The 19,963-nt window shown below is 68.3% G+C and carries 17 protein-coding genes; all 17 read left to right on the forward strand.

From position 1 onward, the window contains the following. Positions 1-1,791: excinuclease ABC subunit UvrB (gene uvrB / locus B3S45_RS04550; RefSeq protein ID WP_286717655.1), on the forward strand; the 1,791-nt coding region annotated here is incomplete at its 5' end. A 110-nt stretch (positions 1,792-1,901) separates the two neighbouring features. Then, positions 1,902-2,759 carry an ABC transporter ATP-binding protein gene (locus B3S45_RS04555; protein WP_194383219.1) on the forward strand — a complete coding sequence of 286 codons (858 nt, stop codon included), beginning with the start codon at positions 1,902-1,904 and terminating at the stop codon, positions 2,757-2,759. Further along, positions 2,756-3,790 carry an aliphatic sulfonate ABC transporter substrate-binding protein gene (locus B3S45_RS04560; RefSeq protein WP_194383218.1) on the forward strand — a complete coding sequence of 345 codons (1,035 nt, stop codon included), beginning with the start codon at positions 2,756-2,758 and terminating at the stop codon, positions 3,788-3,790. Before B3S45_RS04555 ends, B3S45_RS04560 begins: the two co-directional genes overlap by 4 nt. After that, a complete protein-coding gene (locus B3S45_RS04565) occupies positions 3,787-4,611 on the forward strand; it encodes an ABC transporter permease (protein WP_194383217.1) in 825 nt (274 codons plus the stop codon). The genes B3S45_RS04560 and B3S45_RS04565 overlap by 4 nt, the downstream gene beginning before the upstream one ends. Before the next feature lie 10 nt (positions 4,612-4,621). Next, complete coding sequence (gene acs / locus B3S45_RS04570) at positions 4,622-6,658, forward strand: acetate--CoA ligase (RefSeq protein ID WP_194383216.1); 2,037 nt, start codon at positions 4,622-4,624, stop codon at positions 6,656-6,658. Then, positions 6,655-7,989 (forward strand): O-acetylhomoserine aminocarboxypropyltransferase/cysteine synthase family protein, encoded by a 1,335-nt coding sequence (locus B3S45_RS04575; RefSeq protein WP_194383215.1) that lies wholly within the window; start codon positions 6,655-6,657, stop codon positions 7,987-7,989. Before acs ends, B3S45_RS04575 begins: the two co-directional genes overlap by 4 nt. Continuing rightward, positions 7,986-8,522: a CoA-binding protein gene (locus tag B3S45_RS04580; protein WP_194383214.1), complete on the forward strand. Its 537-nt coding sequence runs from the start codon at positions 7,986-7,988 to the stop codon at positions 8,520-8,522. The genes B3S45_RS04575 and B3S45_RS04580 overlap by 4 nt, the downstream gene beginning before the upstream one ends. Before the next feature lie 95 nt (positions 8,523-8,617). Further along, positions 8,618-11,536 (forward strand): excinuclease ABC subunit UvrA, encoded by a 2,919-nt coding sequence (gene uvrA, locus B3S45_RS04585; RefSeq protein WP_194383213.1) that lies wholly within the window; start codon positions 8,618-8,620, stop codon positions 11,534-11,536. Between the two features lie 4 nt (positions 11,537-11,540). Further along, on the forward strand, positions 11,541-13,430 hold the full coding sequence (uvrC, locus tag B3S45_RS04590) for an excinuclease ABC subunit UvrC (RefSeq protein ID WP_194383212.1): 1,890 nt from the start codon (positions 11,541-11,543) through the stop codon (positions 13,428-13,430). 10 nt (positions 13,431-13,440) lie between these two features. Further along, the gene (gene rapZ, locus B3S45_RS04595) at positions 13,441-14,340 is read left to right on the forward strand and encodes an RNase adapter RapZ (protein ID WP_414683071.1); all 900 of its coding nucleotides are present in this window, start codon (positions 13,441-13,443) and stop codon (positions 14,338-14,340) included. 40 nt (positions 14,341-14,380) lie between these two features. Beyond that, positions 14,381-15,358: a DNA-binding protein WhiA gene (gene whiA / locus B3S45_RS04600; protein WP_194383211.1), complete on the forward strand. Its 978-nt coding sequence runs from the start codon at positions 14,381-14,383 to the stop codon at positions 15,356-15,358. Between the two features lie 133 nt (positions 15,359-15,491). Further along, complete coding sequence (locus B3S45_RS04605) at positions 15,492-16,121, forward strand: superoxide dismutase (protein WP_071043593.1); 630 nt, start codon at positions 15,492-15,494, stop codon at positions 16,119-16,121. A 99-nt stretch (positions 16,122-16,220) separates the two neighbouring features. Further along, entirely contained in the window at positions 16,221-17,231 is a 1,011-nt protein-coding gene (gap, locus tag B3S45_RS04610) for a type I glyceraldehyde-3-phosphate dehydrogenase (RefSeq protein WP_194383210.1), read from the forward strand. Between the two features lie 8 nt (positions 17,232-17,239). Then, entirely contained in the window at positions 17,240-18,457 is a 1,218-nt protein-coding gene (locus tag B3S45_RS04615) for a phosphoglycerate kinase (protein WP_194383209.1), read from the forward strand. Further along, a complete protein-coding gene (gene tpiA, locus B3S45_RS04620; RefSeq protein ID WP_071043590.1) occupies positions 18,445-19,248 on the forward strand; it encodes a triose-phosphate isomerase in 804 nt (267 codons plus the stop codon). Before B3S45_RS04615 ends, tpiA begins: the two co-directional genes overlap by 13 nt. A 101-nt stretch (positions 19,249-19,349) precedes the next feature. Further along, positions 19,350-19,598 (forward strand): preprotein translocase subunit SecG, encoded by a 249-nt coding sequence (gene secG / locus B3S45_RS04625; RefSeq protein WP_071043589.1) that lies wholly within the window; start codon positions 19,350-19,352, stop codon positions 19,596-19,598. Continuing rightward, on the forward strand, positions 19,598-19,954 hold the full coding sequence (locus B3S45_RS04630; RefSeq protein ID WP_071043588.1) for an RNA polymerase-binding protein RbpA: 357 nt from the start codon (positions 19,598-19,600) through the stop codon (positions 19,952-19,954). Before secG ends, B3S45_RS04630 begins: the two co-directional genes overlap by 1 nt. The last annotated feature ends 9 nt before the right edge of the window (positions 19,955-19,963 follow it).

The following is a 19,963-nucleotide window of genomic DNA, read 5'->3' on the forward strand; positions in this document are numbered from 1 at the left end:
TACGACTACTACCAGCCCGAGGCGTACGTGCCGCAGACGGACACCTTCATCGAGAAGGACTCCTCCGTCAACGCGGAGGTCGAGCGGCTCCGCCACTCCACCACCAACGCGCTGCTCTCGCGCCGCGACGTCGTCGTGGTGTCGACGGTGTCCTGCATCTACGGCCTCGGTGCGCCCGAGGAGTACCTGCGAGCCATGGTGGCCCTGCAGGTGGGCGAGCGCTATGACCGCGATGCGCTCATCCGCAAGTTCATCTCCATGCAGTACAACCGCAACGACGTCGACTTCTCGCGCGGCAACTTCCGCGTGCGCGGCGACACGATCGAGATCATCCCGGTGTACGAGGAGTACGCGATCCGGATCGAGATGTTCGGCGATGAGATCGAGGCGCTCTACATGCTCCACCCGCTCACCGGTGACGTGGTGCAGAAGATGGAGTCCGTGCCGATCTTCCCCGCGTCGCACTACGTCGCCGCCACCGAGACCGTGCAGCGGGCGATCGGCACGATCGAAGACGAGCTCGCGGAGCGGCTGACGGAGCTGGAATCCCAGAACAAGCTCCTGGAGGCCCAGCGCCTGCGCATGCGCACGACCTTCGATCTGGAGATGCTGCAGCAGCTGGGCTTCTGCTCCGGAATCGAGAACTACTCACGGCACCTCGACGGGCGCTCGGCGGGAGAGCCGCCGCACACCCTGCTGGACTTCTTCCCCGACGACTTCCTCCTGGTCATCGACGAGTCGCACGTGACGGTGCCGCAGATCGGGGCGATGTACGAGGGTGACGCGTCACGCAAGCGAACTCTCGTCGATCACGGCTTCCGGCTCCCGAGTGCCATGGACAACCGTCCGCTGCGCTGGGACGAGTTCAAGGAGCGGATCGGGCAGAGCGTGTATCTGTCCGCGACGCCGGGACGATACGAGATGGGCATCGCCGACGGCATCGTCGAGCAGATCATCCGCCCCACCGGCCTCGTCGACCCGGAGATCATCGTCAAGCCCTCGAAGGGGCAGATCGACGATCTGCTCGAGGAGATCAGGGTGCGTGTGCAGCGCGACGAGCGCGTTCTGGTCACCACGTTGACGAAGAAGATGGCGGAAGAGCTCACGGACTTCCTGGGCGAGCACGGCGTGCGGGTGAGATACCTGCACTCCGACGTCGACACCCTGCGCCGCGTCGAACTCCTCACCGAGCTGCGCGCCGGCGTCTATGACGTGCTCGTCGGCATCAACCTCCTCCGCGAGGGACTCGATCTGCCGGAGGTCTCGCTGGTGTCGATCCTCGATGCCGACAAAGAAGGTTTCCTGCGCTCGGGCACTTCACTCATCCAGACGATCGGGCGCGCCGCGCGAAACGTCTCCGGACAGGTGCACATGTACGCGGACACCGTCACCGACTCCATGCGGAACGCGATCGACGAGACCGAGCGGCGCCGCGAGAAGCAGATCGCATACAACACCGAGCACGGCATCGATCCGCAGCCGCTGCGAAAGCGCATCGCCGACATCACCGAGGTGCTGGCGCGGGAGGCTTCCGACACCAACGACATGCTCTCGCGCAAAGACGCCGCCAAGACGAAGAGCGGCAAGGGCACGTCTCCGACACCGCAGCTGCGCCGAGAGGGGATCGCTGCCGAGGGAGCCCAGCAACTCGAGGCGACCATTCAGGATCTTTCCGATCAGATGCTCGCGGCGGCCACCGAGCTGAAGTTCGAGCTGGCGGCACGCCTCCGAGACGAGGTGCAGGACCTCAAGAAGGAGCTTCGCGCCATGGAGCGCGCCGGTCACGCCTGAGGACCGACGGGCTCGCTTGCGCATCGCCGGAGGTGGAAACCGCCACGGCGAATGTTTCATGATGTTGCGCCTGGTTCGTCACGCCGACGCGGCTCTGTCACTCTTACTGCGTGACCACGACACTCGACGCCCCTGCCTCGGCCACCACGCCGTCGCGCGGAGGTGCCGTGCGCCTCGACAGCGTCGGGCGCACGTTCGGCACGCCGAACGGCGCCGTCGACGTACTGCGCGGCGTCGACCTGGAGCTGCCGGCCGGGGAGATCGTCGCGGTGATCGGGGCGTCAGGATGCGGCAAGTCCACGCTGCTTCGTCTCGTCGCCGGTCTCGACCAGCCCACTGACGGCGCGATCACCGTCGACGGCGATCGGCTGGCCGACACCGACGAACGCGCGGCGATCGCCTTCCAAGAGCCTCGTCTGCTGCCGTGGCGCACGCTGTCGCAGAACGTGGAGCTCGGGCTCCCGCGCGTGCGCGGCTCACGCCGGTCGGCCCGCGCCGCCGGTCGCGAGCGGGTGCGCGAACTCCTCGAACTGGTCGGCCTCGACCACGCGTCGAATCTTCGCCCACGCGAGGTCTCCGGTGGCATGGCCCAGCGTGCGTCCCTTGCGCGCGCTCTCGCGCGCAACCCCGACGTCCTGCTCCTGGATGAGCCGTTCGCCGCGCTGGACGCGCTGACGCGTCTGCGCATGCAAGACCTGCTGCTCGAGATCCACGCCGCGCAGCCGACCACGATTCTGCTGGTCACCCACGATGTCGAGGAAGCGCTCTACCTCGCGGACCGCGTCGTGCTGCTGTCATCGCTGCGCTCGGCGGGGCCCGATGCGCGCTCCATCGCCCAGATCCTCCCGGTCGCCGGGACCCGACCCCGCGATCGCGCAGACAGCGCGTTCACGGACCTGCGCGCCACCCTCCTCGAGGGACTCGGCGTGCACACCCACCACTACAAGACTCCTGAGGAGACCCCATGAGCACCGCCATTCGCCGAACCGTACCCGCGATCGCCCTCGCCGGTGCGATGGCGATGCTCGCCACCGGCTGCATCGCCGGCGAGAACGCCGGCAACACGACCGACAGTGCCGAGGCTACCGGTGAATGGTCCACCGATCAGCTGACGCTGGACTGGGCGACCTACAACCCGCTCAGCCTCGTGCTGCGCGACCAGGGTCTGATCGAGGATGCCCTCGGCGACGACGTCACCGTCGAGTGGGTGCAGTCGACCGGTTCGAACACGGCGAACGAGCTGCTCCGCTCCGGCTCGGCCGACATCGCGTCGACCGCCGGCTCGGCCGCACTCCTCGCCCGCGCCAACGGCTCGCCGATCAAGGTGATCGACATCTACTCGCAGCCGGAATGGTCGGCCATCGTCGTCGACGCCGACAGCGACATCGCGTCGGTCGACGACCTCGCCGGCACCTCGATCGCCGCCACGAAGGGCACCGACCCGTACTTCTTCCTCCTCCAGACCCTCGACGAGGCGGGACTCTCGCTCGACGACGTCGAGGTGCAGAACCTGCAGCACGCCGACGGATGGTCCGCCCTCGCCGGCGGTTCGGTGGACGCGTGGGCAGGTCTCGACCCGATCATGGCGGGTGCCGAGGTGGACTCCGGCGCCCAGCTCATCTACCGCAACGTCGACTTCAACACGTACGGATTCCTCAACGCCACGGAGGACTTCATCGACAACCACGCCGATGTCGCGCAGGTCGTCGTCGATGCCTACGAGCAGGCCCGCATCTGGGCCCTGGAGAACCCGGAGGAGACCGCGGCTCTGCTCGCAGAGGCGTCGGGTCTGGACACCGAGGTCGCCGAGACGGTGATCCTCGAGCGTTCGAACCTCGACGTCTCGGGCGTCCCGGGCGCGGACCAGATCGCCGTCCTCGAGCGCATCTCGCCGGTCCTCGTCGACTCGGGCGATGTCGCGGGCGGACAGGAAGCGCTCGACGACGCGCTCGAGACCATCGTCTACGACGAGTTCGCCCTCGCCGCCACGAGCGAATGACCGTCACAGCAACGACAACCGGCACGCGTCGGAAGGGCGGCGCCGCTTCGGCGGCGACGCCCTTCTGGGCGCGTCGCGGCGTGCGCATCGCGGGCGGACTGGTACTGCCGCTGCTGCTCCTCGCGCTGTGGCAGTTCGTCACGACGACGGGGATCATCCCGACCTACCGCCTTCCCACACCCGTCTCGGTCGTGGAGGCGGCCGTTCAGCTTGCTGCGGACGGCACGCTGTGGGTGCATGTCGCGATCTCGATCCAGCGCGTCCTCCTCGGGTTCGCCATCGGCGCCGTGGTCGGTCTCGCCATCGCGGCGATCGTCGGCCTGTCGCGTGCCGGCGAGGTTCTGCTCGGCCCGACGATCGTCGCGCTCCGTGCGGTTCCGTCCCTGGCATGGGTCCCGCTGCTGATCCTCTGGATGCAGATCGGCGAAGACTCCAAGGTGACCCTGATCGCGATCGGCGCGTTCTTCCCGGTCTTCACGACGGTCGCCGCCGGACTGCATCGCGTCGACCCGCACCTGGTCGAGGCCGGACGGTCCTTCGGGCTCCGGGGGTGGCCGTTGCTGCGCACCATCCAGCTGCCGGCCGTGGTGCCCTCGATGGTCGCCGGCCTTCGTCTCGGTCTCGCGCAGGCCTGGCTGTTCCTCGTCGCGGCCGAGCTCGTGGGGGCCTCGATGGGGCTGGGCTTCCTCCTCACGGAGTCGCAGAGCACCGGGCGTGTCGACCGGATCATCCTCGCCATCGTGCTCCTCGCGCTCTTGGGCACCCTGACGAACGCGCTGCTGTCGCTGTTCGAGCGAGCCGTCCTCAAGCGCTGGCTGTGAGGGAGTGAAGATGTCCGGTTCCCTCCCGTCGGCCGCCGACGAGGCGCGTCTGATCGAACAGCGGACGTTTCCGCCGAATCCGACCTTCGCCGCGCAGGCGAACGTCGGCCCGGAAGCCTATGCGATCGCCGCCGCCGATCCGGTCGGCTTCTGGGACCGCGCCGCCCACAGACTCCAGTGGGAGCGCCCGTGGACGTCGACGCTCGAGTGGCGGCCTCCGGTGCGCGACGAGCACGGCGAGCTGTCCGTGCCGGCCGCCCGCTGGTACGAGGGCGGGCGACTGAACGTGGCGGTCAACTGCGTCGACCGTCATGTGGTCGCCGGGCGCGGCGAGAAGGTGGCGCTCCACTTCGAGGGGGAGCGAGGCGACCGCGTGACGGTCACCTATCGAGACCTCCAGCGACGGGTCGCCCAGGCGGCCCACGCCCTCGAGCACCTCGGGATCGAGCCCGGTGATCGGGTGGTCGTCTACCTCCCCGTGCTCATCGAGACGGTCGTCATCGCTCTGGCCTGCGCCCGCATCGGCGCGGTGCATTCGCTGGTCTTCGGCGGTTTCTCGGCGGAAGCCGTGCGATTCCGCCTCGAAGACACCGGTGCGAAGCTCCTGGTGACCTCCGACGGGCAGTGGCGACGGGGGCAGGCGGTCGAGGTCAAGTCCGCCGCCGATGCCGCCGCCGACGGACTCCCGCATCTCGAGCACGTGCTCGTGGTGCGTCGCACCGGCCAGGACGTCGACTGGACACCGGGGCGCGACCACTGGTGGCACGACGTGGTGGAGACCGCTCCGGAGGTGCACGAGCCCGCCGCGTTCGACGCGGAGCATCCGCTGTTCATCATCTACACCTCGGGAACGACGGGGAAGCCGAAGGGTCTCGTCCACACCTCCGGCGGTTATCTGACCCATGCGAGCTGGGCGCACTGGGGCCACTTCGACGCGAAGCCCGACGACGTGCACTGGTGCACGGCCGACCTCGCGTGGGTGACAGCGCACACGTATGAGCTGTACGGACCGCTCTCCAACGGACTGACGCAGGTGATCTACGAGGGCACACCGGACACTCCGCATCGCGAACGGCATCTGGAGATCATCGAGCGCTACGGCGTCACGGTCTACTACACCGCGCCGACACTCATCCGCACCTTCATGACGTGGTGGGGCGACACGCTGCCGGCCGGGCATGACCTGACGTCGTTGCGACTGCTCGGCACAGTCGGCGAGGCGATCAATCCGGAGGCATGGATGTGGTTCCGGCGAAACCACGGCCGGGACAGCCTCGCGATCGTCGACACCTGGTGGCAGTCCGAGACGGGGGCCGCGATGATCGCGCCGCTCCCGGGCGCGACCACCCTCACCCCGGGGTCGGCCACGGTTCCGCTGCCGGGCATCGACGCCGCGGTTGTCGACGACGACGGCGAACCGGTCGCGCCGGGCCGCTCCGGCACCCTCGTCGTCCGTCGTCCCTGGCCGGGGATGGCACGCACGATCTGGCGATCCCCGGAGCGCTACCGCGACTCCTACTGGTCGCGATTCGCCGGACACGGCGAGTGGGGCGGATACTACGTGGCCGGGGACTCCGCGACGGTGGACCAGGACGGCGCGATCCGCGTGCTCGGCCGGCTCGACGATGTCGTCAACGTCTCCGGTCACCGGCTGTCGACGATCGAGATCGAGTCGGCACTCGTCGCTCATCCCGCCGTCGGAGAGGCGGGGGTCGCCGGCGTGGCGCATCCGATCACCGGTCATGCCGTCGCCGCCTTCGTCGTCCTGCGCGAACCGGTCGACATCGAGACGCTCCGCGCTCAGGTCGCGGTCGAGATCGGCCCCGTGGCCAAGCCCGCTCACGTCATCGTCGTGCCCGATCTGCCGAAGACCCGCTCGGGCAAGATCATGCGCCGACTGCTGGTGCAGATGTGGCAGGGTGACGTGTTGGGCGACATCACATCCCTGCAGAACCCCGATGCCGTCGACGGCGTCCGCGACGCGATCGCACGCCTGAAGGGCGCCGGCCAGTCGGCGACACCCGCCGAGGACAAGGAGAACGAGTGACCGAGCATCGATTCGGCTTCCGCACGCGCGCGCTGCACGCCGGGGGCACCCCGGATGCGGCCACCGGTGCTCGCGCGGTGCCGATCTACCACACGAGCTCGTTCGTCTTCGACGACGCCGCCGACGCGGGGAATCTCTTCGCGCTTCAGAAGTACGGCAACATCTACTCCCGCATCGGCAATCCGACCGTCGCCGCGCTCGAGGAGCGCATGGCATCCCTCGAAGGCGGGATCGGCGCGGTCGCAACCGCGAGCGGCATGAGCGCGGAGTTCATCACGTTCGCCGCGCTCGTCGGCGCAGGAGACCACGTCGTCGCGTCGGCGCAGCTCTACGGCGGAACGATCACGCAGCTCGACGTCACGCTGCGGCGGTTCGGCGTCGAGACGACATTCGTCGCCTCATCGGATCCCGCCGACTACGCCGCCGCGATCCGGCCGGAGACGAAGGTCGTCTACACCGAGGCGATCGGGAATCCCGGTGGGGAGATCGCCGACATCGCCGGACTCGCGAAGGTCGCGCATGATGCGGGTGTGCCGCTCGTCGTCGACGCGACGCTGGCGACGCCGTACCTCCTGCGCCCCATCGAGCACGGCGCCGACATCGTCATCCACTCGGTCACGAAGTTCCTCGGCGGTCACGGCACCGCTCTCGGCGGTGTCGTGGTCGAGGCCGGCACGTTCGACTGGGGCAACGGCACCTTCCCCGCGATGACCGAGCCGGTGGCCTCCTATGGGGGCATCAAGTGGTGGGACAACTTCGGCGAGTACGGCTTCCTCACCAAGCTCCGCAGCGAACAGCTGCGTGACATCGGCCCGTCGCTCAACCCGCAGGCCGCCTTCACGCTGCTGCAGGGAATCGAGACGCTGCCGCAGCGCATGGATGCGCACCTCGCCAACGCGAGGATCGTCGCGGAGTGGCTCCGGGCCGACCCGCGGGTGTCCTTCGTGACCTGGGCGGGACTGGACGATCATCCGCACGCCGAGCGTGCGCGCCGGTATCTGCCTCTCGGCCCCGGGGCGGTGTTCGCCTTCGGCGTGGCCCCGGCAGGACGATTCGACGACGACGCGGCCCGAGAGGCGGCCGCGCGCAAGGCGGGGGAGACCTTCATCGACTCGGTGACCCTCGCCTCGCACCTGGCGAACGTGGGCGACGCGCGCACCCTGGTGATCCACCCCGCCTCGACCACCCACCGCCAGCTCACACCCGAGCAGCTGATCACAGCGGGGACCCCGGCTGACCTCATCCGGATCTCCGTCGGGCTCGAGGACCCCGAGGACATCGTTTGGGATCTCGACCAGGCCCTCACCGAAGCGACGGGAGCGACCCGATGACCGATTCCGCCTTCTGCGCCCTGCCCACCGCGCCGCCGGCTTCGGCCGATCGCACGTGGCAGGCTCCCGGCGCCCAGGCGCGCCACGACCTGCTGCGGCGCACGCGGTCGGTGGCGATCGTCGGCGCCTCCGACAATCCCGCCCGCGCGAGCTATTTCGTCGCGACGTACCTCACGAGCAGCTCGCCCTACGACGTCTACTTCGTGAACCCCCGGGCCACGTCGATCCTGGGCCGGCCGGCGTACGCATCCCTGTCTGACCTGCCGGTCGTCCCCGATCTCGTCGACGTCTTCCGTCGCCACGACGACCTTCCGGGCGTCGCTCGGGAAGCCGTCGAGGTCGGCGCCGCCGCGCTGTGGCTCCAGCTGGGGTCGTGGAACGAGGAGGCGGCGGCGATCGCGGAGGACGCCGGGCTCGCCGTGGTCATGGACCGGTGCATCAAGATCGAGCACGCGCGATTCCACGGCGGCCTGCATCTCGCCGGGTTCGACACCGGCGTGCTGAGCTCGAAGCGGCAACTGCTCTCCCGCTGATCGGCTGACGGACGCTCGCCCGGCGAGCTGCCGCGTGCGCCGCGGGCGAACGTGGGCCCGGAGCCGATGTCGGAGGTCCCGCCTACACTTGACGGGTGCCCATCGTCCCCGTTCCCCTCACCGGAAAATCCGCCGCCGTCTCGAGCGACAAGCTGAGCGTGCGCGGCGCTCGCGTGCACAATCTGAAGGACGTCGACCTCGACATCCCGCGCGATTCGCTCGTCGTCTTCACGGGTCTGTCGGGGTCGGGCAAGTCGAGTCTCGCCTTCGACACGATCTTCGCGGAAGGACAGCGTCGCTATGTCGAGTCGCTGAGTGCCTACGCACGTCAGTTCCTCGGGCAGGTGGACAGACCCGACGTCGACTTCATCGAGGGTCTGAGCCCGGCGGTGTCGATCGACCAGAAGTCGACGAACCGCAACCCGCGCTCGACGGTGGGCACGATCACCGAGATCCACGACTACATGCGCCTGCTGTGGGCCCGCATCGGAGTGCCCCACTGCCCGGAGTGCGGCGAGATCATCCAGCGTCAGACGGTCCAGCAGATCGCCGACCAGCTGATGGAGCTGCCCGACCGCACGCGCTACCAGATCGTGGCGCCCGTGGTCACCCAGAAGAAGGGTGAGTTCGTCGACCTCTTCAAAGAGCTCTCCGCGAAGGGATACGCGCGCGCCGTGGTCGATGGCGACCTGGTCCAGCTCGCGGAGCCGCCGACGCTGAAGAAGAGCTACAAGCACGACATCGCCGTCGTGGTCGACCGGCTGGTCGCCGGCCCCGACATCCTGGGCCGCGTCACCGACTCGGTGGAGACCGCACTCGGTCTCGCCGGCGGTGTCATGCAGGTGAACTTCGTCGACGAGGAAGGTGACGATGCGTGGCAGTCGTTCTCCGAGAAGCTGGCGTGTCCGAACGGGCATCCGCTGCAGCTCACGGAGATCGAACCGCGCACCTTCTCGTTCAACGCCCCGTTCGGCGCCTGTCCGGCGTGTTCCGGGCTCGGCACCCGCATGTCGGTCGACTCGGAGCTGATGCTCGGTGACGAGGAGCTGTCGATCCGCGAGGGCGTCATCATCCCGTGGACAACGCAGGGAAAGGGGCTCTTCCAGTACTACGAGCGACTGCTCGAAGGACTGTCGAACGACCTCGGCTTCTCGCTCGACACGCCCTGGAAGCGTCTGCCGCAGGCCGTGCGCGAAGCCGTGCTGCACGGCGAGAACTACAAGGTCACCGTCAAGTGGAAGAACCGCTACGGCCGCGAGATGCGCTACTCGTCGGGTTTCGAAGGCGTCGTGCCGTACATCGAACGTCAGTACGTGCAGGCCGAGTCCGACACCCAGCGGCAGCGGTGGTCGGAGTATCTGCGCGAGGTGCCCTGCCCGGTCTGCGACGGTGCGCGCCTGAAGCCCGAGGTGCTCGCCGTCCGCGTGCACGGCCACTCGATCGCCGATGCCTCGCGGCTGAGCCTCGCGGATGCGCAGCGATTCTTCGCGGAGATGACGCTCACCGACCGTGAGGCGAAGATCGCCGCACAGGTGCTTCGCGAGATCCGCGCTCGCCTGGACTTCCTCATCCAGGTGGGTCTGACCTATCTGAACCTCAGCAGGTCCGCCGGCTCCCTCTCGGGCGGTGAGGCGCAGCGCATCCGCCTCGCGACGCAGATCGGCTCCGGACTCACCGGTGTTCTGTACGTGCTCGATGAGCCTTCGATCGGCCTGCACCAGCGCGACAACCGTCGTCTGATCGAGACGCTCGTGACCCTGCGCGATCTCGGCAACACGCTCATCGTCGTCGAACACGACGAGGAGACGATCCACGCTGCTGACTGGATCGTCGACATCGGGCCGCGGGCCGGTGTGGACGGGGGAGAGGTCGTACATTCGGGACCCCTGTCGGAGCTGCTCGCCGACCGGCACTCGATCACCGGCGACTACCTGGCCGGCCGTCGGGAGATCGCGACGCCGTCGAAGCGGCGCAAGCGCGATCGCAAGCGACAGATCTCCGTCGTCGGTGCCCGCGAGAACAATCTCCGCAACGTGACGGTCGACTTCCCCCTCGGCGTGCTGACCGCCGTGACCGGAGTGAGCGGTTCGGGAAAGTCGTCGCTCGTGAACGACATCCTGTACCGGGTGCTCGCCCAGCGCCTGAACGGCGCGCGGAACATCCCGGGCAAGCACACGCGAGTGACCGGGCTCGACAACCTCGACAAGGTCGTGCACGTCGATCAGGCGCCGATCGGGCGCACGCCGCGGTCGAACCCCGCGACGTACACGGGAGTGTTCGACCGCATCCGCGGCCTGTTCAGCGAGACGCCGGAGGCCAAAGCCCGCGGGTACCAGCCGGGGCGATTCAGCTTCAACGTCAAGGGCGGGCGCTGCGAGGCGTGCTCCGGAGACGGCACCATCAAGATCGAGATGAACTTCCTCCCCGACGTCTACGTCGACTGCGAGGTGTGCCACGGAAAGCGGTACAACCGCGACACCCTGTCGGTGCACTACAAGGGCAAGAACATCGCCGAGGTGCTCGAGATGCCGATCTCCGAGGCTGCGGAGTTCTTCGAGCCGATCCAGGCCATCCACCGCTACCTGAAGACCCTGGTCGACGTCGGCTTGGGATATGTGCGCCTCGGCCAGTCGGCGACGACGCTGTCGGGTGGCGAGGCCCAGCGCGTGAAGCTCGCCACCGAGTTGCAGCGGCGCTCGAACGGGCGCAGCATCTACGTGCTCGACGAGCCGACGACCGGACTGCACTTCGAAGACGTCAGGCGGCTGCTCGAGGTCTTGAACGGCTTGGTCGACAAGGGGAACTCGGTGATCGTCATCGAGCACAACCTCGACGTGATCAAGTCGGCCGACTGGATCATCGACCTCGGACCCGAGGGGGGTTCCGGCGGCGGCACGCTCGTCGCGACCGGCACCCCGGAGGATCTCGCCCGCGTGGCGGAGAGTCACACGGGCGCCTTCCTCGCCGAGGTGCTGTTCCCGGCCGAGCGCGCCCAGGCGCGCAAGGCCGGCTGACCCGATGTCGCCGCTTCCCTACAAGCCCAAGCCGGGGGAGATACCGACCGACCCCGGTGTGTACCGATTCCGGGACGCGGACGGTCGCGTGCTCTACGTCGGCAAGGCGAAGAATCTGCGTGCCCGGCTGTCGAACTACTTCGCTCCGCTGCACACGCTCCACGAGCGCACGCGGCGGATGGTGACGACGGCGTCGTCGGTCGAGTGGACGGTCGTCGCCACGGACGTGGACTCCCTGCAGCTGGAGTACATGTGGATCAAGGAGTTCGATCCGCCGTTCAACGTCAAGTATCGCGACGACAAGTCCTATCCGTTCATGGCGATCACCCTCGCCGACGAAGCTCCTCGCGTGATCGTCACCCGCAATCGACGGATCAAGGGTGCGAAGTACTTCGGCCCGTACCCGAAGGTCTGGGCGGTGCACGACACCATCGATCAGCTGATCAAGGTTTTCCCCATCCGCACCTGCAGCGACTCCAGCTACAAGAAGGCGATGGCGACCGGCCGGCCGTGCTTCCCGGGCCAGATCGGTCGCTGCGGGGGGCCGTGCTCCATGCGGGTCACCGTCGACGAGCATCGCGCGATCGTGCAGGACTTCGTCGCCTTCATGTCGGGCGGCGACCAGCGGTTCGCCCGAGAACTGACCGCTCGGATGCGCGAGGCGTCCGCCGCCATGGATTACGAAGCCGCAGCGGTCTATCGCGATCAGCTCGGGGCCATCGAGGCCGTGCTGGGCAAGAGCGCGCTCGTGCTGACCGAAGACACCGACGCCGACCTGTTCGGGATCGCCGAGGACGAGCTGGCCGCGACGGTGCAGCACTTCGTCGTGCGTGGCGGGCGTGTGCGCGGCGTTCACGCCACGACGATCGAAAAGGAACTCGACATCTCGGGTGCGGACCTCGTCGAGCAGGTGCTGCAGCGCACCTACGGCGAGGCGGCCGACACCGACATCCCGAAGCAGGTGCTCGTCCCCTCGCTGCCCGAGGACGCCGCGGAGCTCGAACAATGGCTTCGCGACCGGCGGGGTCGCCCGGTGTCGCTCCAGGTCGCCCGGCGCGGCCGTAAAGCCGAGCTGCTGGCGACGGCGACGCTGAACGCGCAGCAGGCGCTCAACCTGCACAAGACCCGTCGCACGAGCGACTACGTCGCGCGGTCGCAGGCGCTGACCGACCTGCAGGAGGCGCTGGACCTGCACGAGGCTCCTCTCCGTATCGAGTGCTACGACGTCTCGCACCTCGCCGGTACGAACGTGGTGGCGTCGATGGTGGTTTTCGAAGACGGTCTGCCCCGGAAGGATCAGTACCGTTCGTTCGGCATTCCCGAGACCACCGACGACACCGACTCGATCCGGCAGGTGCTGCGTCGGCGTCTGGCCTACCTCGATCAGCCCGAAGCAGATCCCGTGGCCGACCCGGTGGCGTCGGGCGAGGTCGTCACCGAGCGCAGGAAGCCGCGGTTCGCCTACCGTCCGCAGCTGCTCGTGGTCGACGGCGGGAAGCCGCAGGTCGAGGCGGCGGCTCGCGCACTCGATGAGGCCGGACACCCCGAGATCGCGCTGTGCGGCATCGCCAAGCGGCTGGAGGAGGTCTGGCTGCCCGGGGAGGACTACCCGGTGATCCTGCCGCGCACCTCCGAAGCGCTGTATCTTCTGCAGCGTCTGCGCGACGAGGCACACCGGTTCGCCATCACGCATCAGCGCAAGCGGCGGCGACGCGACATCCAGACCGTCCTGGCCGAGGTGCCGGGGCTGGGTGATGCGCGCATCAAGGCTCTTCTGCGTCACTTCGGGTCTGTCGCGGCCCTCCGCGAAGCGACGACCGAGCAGATCCAGGAGCTTCCGGGCGTCGGTCCGAAGCTCGCGGCCTCGATTCATACCCACCTCACCGCTCGCTAGGCTGGACGTGATGACGGAGGGCGCGATGACGGAGGACGATCAGACCCCGCAGGTCGGCGAGATGCTGATCGTCACCGGGATGTCCGGTGCCGGAAGGTCCACCGCGGCGAACGCCCTGGAAGACCTGGGCTGGTACGTCGTGGACAACCTGCCTCCGCAGATGCTCAAGCCGCTGCTGGATCTGACGGAGATCGCCGGGGGAGCGCTGCCCCGGGTGGCCGTCGTCGTCGACGTGCGGGGCCGCGGCCTCTTCTCCGAGCTTCCGGAGGCGATGCGGGCACTGCGCTCGCGGCGCCCGATCCGGGTGCTGTTCCTCGACGCGTCGGACACCGTGCTCGTGCGCCGCTTCGAGGCCGTGCGTCGCCCGCATCCTCTTCAGGGCGATGGCACGATCGTCGACGGCATTCGCGCCGAACGCACGAGGCTCGCCCCCGTCCGCGAGGACGCCGATGTCATCGTCGACACGTCGGCGCTGAACATCCACCAGCTCGCGACACGGGTCGCCGAGCTCTTCGCCGACGAGGGCGCCGCGCGGCACACCCTGACCATCATGAGCTTCGGCTTCAAGTACGGTCTCCCGCCGGACGCCGACCACGTGGCCGACATGCGGTTCCTGCCGAACCCGTACTGGCACGAGGAGCTGCGCGCGCTGACCGGGGAGGACGACGCCGTGCGCGACGTCGTGCTGGCCGCGCCCGGCGCGGCGGCGTTCATCGATGCGTACGCCGCCGCGCTCGCGCCGGTCCTGGAGGGGTATCAGCGGGAGAACAAGCGACACTCCGTGATCGCCGTGGGATGCACCGGCGGCAAGCACCGGTCGGTGGCCACGGCCCGGGAACTGGCCTCACGCCTGTCGGGCACGCCCGGAGTGGCCGTTCGCCTGACCCATCGCGACCTCGGTCGCGAGTAGGCTGGAGGATCGTTCCACCCCAGAAAGACCGAGGAGACACGTGTCGCTGACTGCCGACGTGAAGGCCGAACTCGTCGCCGTACGAGACCCGCGACCGACGGCCCGCGTGGCCGAGCTGACGTCACTGCTCCGTTTCTCGGGAGGGCTCCACTCGATCGCCAACCGCGTCGCGGTCGAGGCCGAGCTCGATTCCGATGTCCTCGCCCGACGGGTCGCGCGGGAGTTGGTGGAGCTCTACGGCGTGCGACCCGAGCTCGCGCACGTGCAGAGTTCGGCGGGCCGTGCCGGCGGCCACGTCGCGGTGCGCGTCATCGACGGCGGTGAGACGCTCGCGCGGCAGACCGGCCTCCTGGACCAGCGGCGGCGCCCGGTGCGTGGCTTGCCCAACAAGCTCACCACCGGCTCACGGGAAGACCTCGCCGCGGTCTGGCGCGGTGCGTTCCTCGCATCGGGGTCGCTCAGCGAGCCGGGTCGATCCGCCTCGCTCGAAGTCGCCTGCCCGTCCTCCGAGGCCGCGATGGCCCTCGTCGGGGCCGCCCATCGGCTGAGCATCCCCGCGAAGGCGCGGGAAGTCCGCGGCATCCCGCGCGTCGTCGTGCGGGAGGGGGAGGCGATCCGGCTCACCCTCGCGCAGATGGGAGCCGCGAAGGCCGCCGCCGACTGGGATCAGATGAGGCAGCGCCGCGAAGTCCGCGCCGGAGTGAACCGCCTCGTCAACTTCGACGACGCCAACCTGCGTCGATCCGCTCAGGCGGCGGTCGCCGCGTGCGCACGCGTCGAGCGTGCGCTGGAGATCCTCGGTGACGAGGTTCCCGACCATCTCAAGCAGGCCGGAGAGCTCCGGCTCGCCCACCGTGACGCCAGCCTCGACGAGCTGGGTCACCACGCCGACCCGCCGATGACCAAGGACGCCGTCGCTGGACGCATACGTCGGCTCCTGGCGATGGCCGACAAGAAGGCCGAGGTCGACGGAGTTCCGGGCACTGAGTCGGCGGTCCCCATCGGCGTCGAGGAATGAGGCATCGGGCGTGTAGAACACGCCCGGCGGGGGAGGCAACCCCCTCACCACCCTGCCCACCGTCGATAGGATGACAAGGTCACCCTCGCCGCGCCGGGGCTCTCGGCGCGACGCCGACTAGGAAGCAGAGAATATGGCGACGTACACCTTGCCCGACCTCCCCTACGACTACGCGGCACTCGAGCCGCACATCAGCGGCAAGATCATGCAGCTGCACCACGACAAGCATCACCAGACCTACGTGACGGGTGCCAACACGGCGCTCGAGCAGCTCGCGGAGGCCCGCGAGACGGGCAGTCTCGCGAACGTCAACAAGCTCGAGAAGGACCTCGCGTTCAACCTCGGCGGCCACGTGAACCACTCCATCTTCTGGACGAACCTCTCGCCCGAGGGCGGCGGACGTCCGGAGGGGAACGAGCTCGCCGCCGCGATCGACGAGTTCTTCGGCGGATTCGAGAAGTTCCAGGCGCACTTCACCGCGGCGGCCACCGGCATCCAGGGTTCCGGATGGGCGGTCCTCAGCTGGGACCCGATCGGCGAGCAGCTCATCATCCAGCAGCTGTTCGACCAGCAGGCGAACACGGCGATGGGCACCGTGCCGATCTTCCAGCTGGACATGTGGGAGCACGCGTTCTACCTCGACTACCTCAACGTGAAGGCCGACTACGTCAAGGCGGTCTGGAACATCGCGAACTGGCAGAACGTCGCGCAGCGCTTCGACGCCGCCCGTGAGAAGACCTCGGGCCTGCTGGTACTGTCATAGCGAGCGCGGGCGTCCCGGCGGGAACGCTCGCCGGGACGCCGCTGTCCGACTGAATCGCAACAATCGCGCACCCGCGCACGACACCTCAGGAGCAACTCCGTGACTGTCAAGATCGGTATCAACGGCTTCGGCCGCATTGGACGCAACTTTCTCCGCGCCGCCCTCGAGCAGGGTGCGGACCTCGAGATCGTCGCGGTGAACGACCTCACCGACAACAAGACCCTCGCCCACCTCCTCAAGTACGACTCCGTCGGCGGCCGCCTCGCCGAGGACGTGTCCTTCGACGGCGACTCCATCACCGTCGGCGGCAAGAGCATCAAGGTGTTCGAAGAGCGCGACCCCGCCAACCTGCCCTGGGGCGAGCTGGGCGTGGACATCGTCATCGAGTCGACCGGACGCTTCACGAAGGCGGCCGACGCCTCGAAGCACATCCAGGGGGGCGCCAAGAAGGTGCTCATCTCCGCACCCGGCACCGACGTCGACGGCACCTTCGTCATGGGCGTCAACGACGCCGAGTACGACCCGGCGACCATGCACGTCATCTCCAACGCGTCGTGCACCACGAACTGCCTGGCGCCGCTGGCCAAGGTCTTCAACGACAACTTCGGCATCGAGCGCGGCTTCATGATGACCGCGCACGCCTACACGGCAGACCAGAACCTGCAGGACGGCCCGCACGGCGACCTGCACCGCGCTCGGGCGGCGGCCCTGAACATCGTTCCCGCGTCGACCGGCGCGGCGAAGGCCATCGGCCTGGTGCTGCCCGAGCTCAACGGCAAGCTGAGCGGGTCCTCCTACCGGGTGCCGATCCCCACCGGCTCGATCGTCGACCTCACGCTGATCACGCCGACCGAGGGTCTCACCAAGGAGACCATCAACGCCGCATACGAGAAGGCGGCGGCCGAGGGCGAGCTCGCCGGCTACCTGGCCTACAACGCCGACCCGATCGTCTCGACCGACATCGTCCACGACCCGCACTCGTCGATCTTCGATGCCGGCCTGACCAACGTCAGCGGAAACCTCGTCAAGGTGTCGTCGTGGTACGACAACGAGTGGGGCTACTCGAACCGTCTGGTCGACCTCACCGAGCTCGTCGCCTCGAAGCTCTGATCCACGCCATGGCACTGCGCACCCTCGACAACCTGGGTTCGCTCGCAGGCAAGCGCGTCATCGTCCGTTGTGATCTGAACGTCCCGCTGCGGGACGGGGTCATCACGGACGATGGTCGTGTGCGGGCATCCCTGCCGACGCTCAACGCTCTCATCAACCAGGGAGCACGCCTCGTGGTGTGCTCGCACCTGGGCCGCCCCGGCGGCGAGCCCAACGCCGCCTACAGCCTCGCGCCGGTCGCGCAGCGCCTGTCCGAGCTGCTCGGCAAGCCCGTCGCCTTCGCACGCGACACCGTCGGCGAGTCGGCTCATGATGCGGTCTCCTCCCTCGAAGACGGTGACATCGCCGTGATCGAGAACCTGCGCTTCAATGCGGGTGAGACCGCGAAGGACGATTCGGAACGCCGCGCATTCGCCGGCCAGCTCGCAGAGCTCGGGGATGCGCTCGTGTCCGACGGCTTCGGCGTCGTGCACCGCAAGCAGGCGAGTGTCTACGACCTCGCGGAACTGCTGCCCTCCGCTGCCGGTCTGCTCATCGCCAAAGAGCTCGAGGTGCTCGATCGACTCACCGAGACGCCCGAACGGCCCTACACCGTGGTGCTCGGCGGGTCCAAGGTCAGCGACAAGCTCGGTGTGATCGAACACCTCCTGCCCCGCGTCGATCGTCTCCTGATCGGCGGTGGCATGATGTTCACGTTCCTGGCGGCCAAGGGGCACAAGGTCGGCTCGAGTCTCCTCGAGGAGGACCAGCTCGAGACCGTCAAGGGATACATCGCCTCCGCCGAGGAGCGCGGCGTCGAGATCGTCCTGCCCGTCGACGCGGTCGTCGCGTCGGCCTTCGCGGCGGATGCCGATCACGAGGTCGCTCCGGCGGACGCGCTCGAAGCGACCGCCTTCGGTGCGTCCGGATTGGGACTGGACATCGGGCCCCGCACGGCCGACGAGTTCGCGGCGCGCATCCGTGACAGCCGCACCGTCTTCTGGAACGGGCCCATGGGCGTGTTCGAGATGCCGGCGTTCGAGTCGGGCACGCGGGCCGTCGCTCGCGCGTTGTCGGAGGTCGACGGTCTCGGCGTCGTCGGCGGTGGCGATTCCGCGGCCGCGGTGCGACAGCTCGGCTTCGCTGACACCGACTTCGGCCACATCTCGACCGGTGGTGGCGCGAGCCTCGAGTTCCTCGAAGGAAAGAAGCTCCCCGGACTGGAGGTCCTCGGATGGCAGCAGTGAACACCTCCGATGCGCGCACCCCGCTCATCGCCGGCAACTGGAAGATGAACCTCGACCACCTGCAGGCGGTGGCGTTCGTGCAGAAGCTGCACTGGACCCTCAAAGACGCCAAGCACGAGGACGGCAGCGTCGAGGTCGCCCTCTTCCCGCCGTTCACCGACCTTCGGACCGTGCAGACGCTGCTCGACGCGGACAAGATCCCCTTCGCGCTCGGCGCGCAGGACCTCTCGGTCAAGGACTCCGGTGCCTACACGGGCGAGATCTCGGGCGCGTTCTTGAGCAAGCTCGACTGCGGATACGTGATCATCGGACACTCCGAGCGTCGCGAATACCACGCAGAGTCGGATGAGGTCGTAGCGGCCAAGGTGCAGGCGGCGCTGAAGCACGAGCTCGTGCCGGTGATCTGTGTCGGTGAAACGGCGGAGGACCTCGAGAAGCACGGCGCCAGCGCCGTTCCGGTTGCTCAGCTGAAGGCGGCGCTGCACGATGTACCGGCGACCGCCGACATCGTCGTCGCCTACGAGCCGGTGTGGGCGATCGGATCGGGTCAAGCCGCCACGGCCGAGCAGGCACAGGATGTCTGCGCGAAGCTGCGGGAGGTCATCGCGTCCGAGCTCGGCGCAGACGCTGCCGCTCGCACGCGCGTGCTCTACGGCGGCTCCGTCAAGGCGGCGAACATCGCCGGATTCATGCGGCAGGCCGATATCGACGGCGCGCTCGTCGGCGGTGCGAGTCTTCTGGTCGACGAGTTCTCCTCGATCATCCGCTACCAGAAGCACGTCGGCGTGTGAGCGACACACCCTGGCCGCCTCTCATCGGCGGTCGGGGTGTCGCTTGCGTATACTGAACCCTTGTGCGATCCGACGCGGTCGACGAAAGGTGTATGGAACCAGTGCAGATCCTCGAGTTCGTGCTGCAGGTGCTGCTGGGTGTGACCAGTCTCCTGCTCACCCTCCTCATTCTTCTCCACAAAGGGCGTGGCGGCGGCCTGTCCGACATGTTCGGCGGCGGCATGACCTCCGCCCTGGGCTCGTCGGGTCTCGCGGAGCGCAACCTCAACCGGTTCACCGTGATCCTCGCGCTGGCGTGGTTCGTGTCGATCGTCGCCCTCGGCCTCATCACGAAATTCCAGGCGTTCTGATGGCCACGGGAGGAAACGCCATCCGCGGCACGCGTGTCGGTGCCGGCCCCATGGGCGAACAGGATCACGGCTACCACGCCGACCGCGTCGCGATCTCGTACTGGGATGCGCTGGGGAACGAGACCGTGCGCTACTTCGTCGCGGATATCGATCCGGCCGAGATCCCCGACGTGATCGACTCGCCGCACTCGGGCCTTCCGGCGGGGCGAGACAAGGAGAACCCGCCCGCCGTGGCGAAGACCGAGCCCTACAAGACCCATCTTGCCTACGTCAAGGAACGTCGCTCCGACGATGAGGCGGCGCAGCTTCTCGACGAGGCGCTGACCCAGCTGCGGGAGCGTCGCGGCCAGGCCTGACGACGCGCC

Origin of the sequence: Microbacterium sp. UBA1612, assembly GCF_002321605.1 — a bacterium.
GTDB lineage: Bacteria > Actinomycetota > Actinomycetes > Actinomycetales > Microbacteriaceae > Microbacterium > Microbacterium luteum.

What these genes read in the sequence shown, in the direction of transcription:
- B3S45_RS04580 (WP_194383214.1), top strand. Translation starts at nt 7,986, where the DNA reads ATGACCGATTCCGCCTTCTGCGCCCTGCCCACCGCGCCGCCGGCTTCG.
- B3S45_RS04605 (WP_071043593.1), top strand. Translation starts at nt 15,492, where the DNA reads ATGGCGACGTACACCTTGCCCGACCTCCCCTACGACTACGCGGCACTC.
- B3S45_RS04630 (WP_071043588.1), top strand. Translation starts at nt 19,598, where the DNA reads ATGGCCACGGGAGGAAACGCCATCCGCGGCACGCGTGTCGGTGCCGGC.
- B3S45_RS04560 (WP_194383218.1), top strand. Translation starts at nt 2,756, where the DNA reads ATGAGCACCGCCATTCGCCGAACCGTACCCGCGATCGCCCTCGCCGGT.
- B3S45_RS04615 (WP_194383209.1), top strand. Translation starts at nt 17,240, where the DNA reads ATGGCACTGCGCACCCTCGACAACCTGGGTTCGCTCGCAGGCAAGCGC.
- rapZ (WP_414683071.1), top strand. Translation starts at nt 13,441, where the DNA reads ATGACGGAGGGCGCGATGACGGAGGACGATCAGACCCCGCAGGTCGGC.
- B3S45_RS04565 (WP_194383217.1), top strand. Translation starts at nt 3,787, where the DNA reads ATGACCGTCACAGCAACGACAACCGGCACGCGTCGGAAGGGCGGCGCC.
- acs (WP_194383216.1), top strand. Translation starts at nt 4,622, where the DNA reads ATGTCCGGTTCCCTCCCGTCGGCCGCCGACGAGGCGCGTCTGATCGAA.
- uvrC (WP_194383212.1), top strand. Translation starts at nt 11,541, where the DNA reads ATGTCGCCGCTTCCCTACAAGCCCAAGCCGGGGGAGATACCGACCGAC.
- tpiA (WP_071043590.1), top strand. Translation starts at nt 18,445, where the DNA reads ATGGCAGCAGTGAACACCTCCGATGCGCGCACCCCGCTCATCGCCGGC.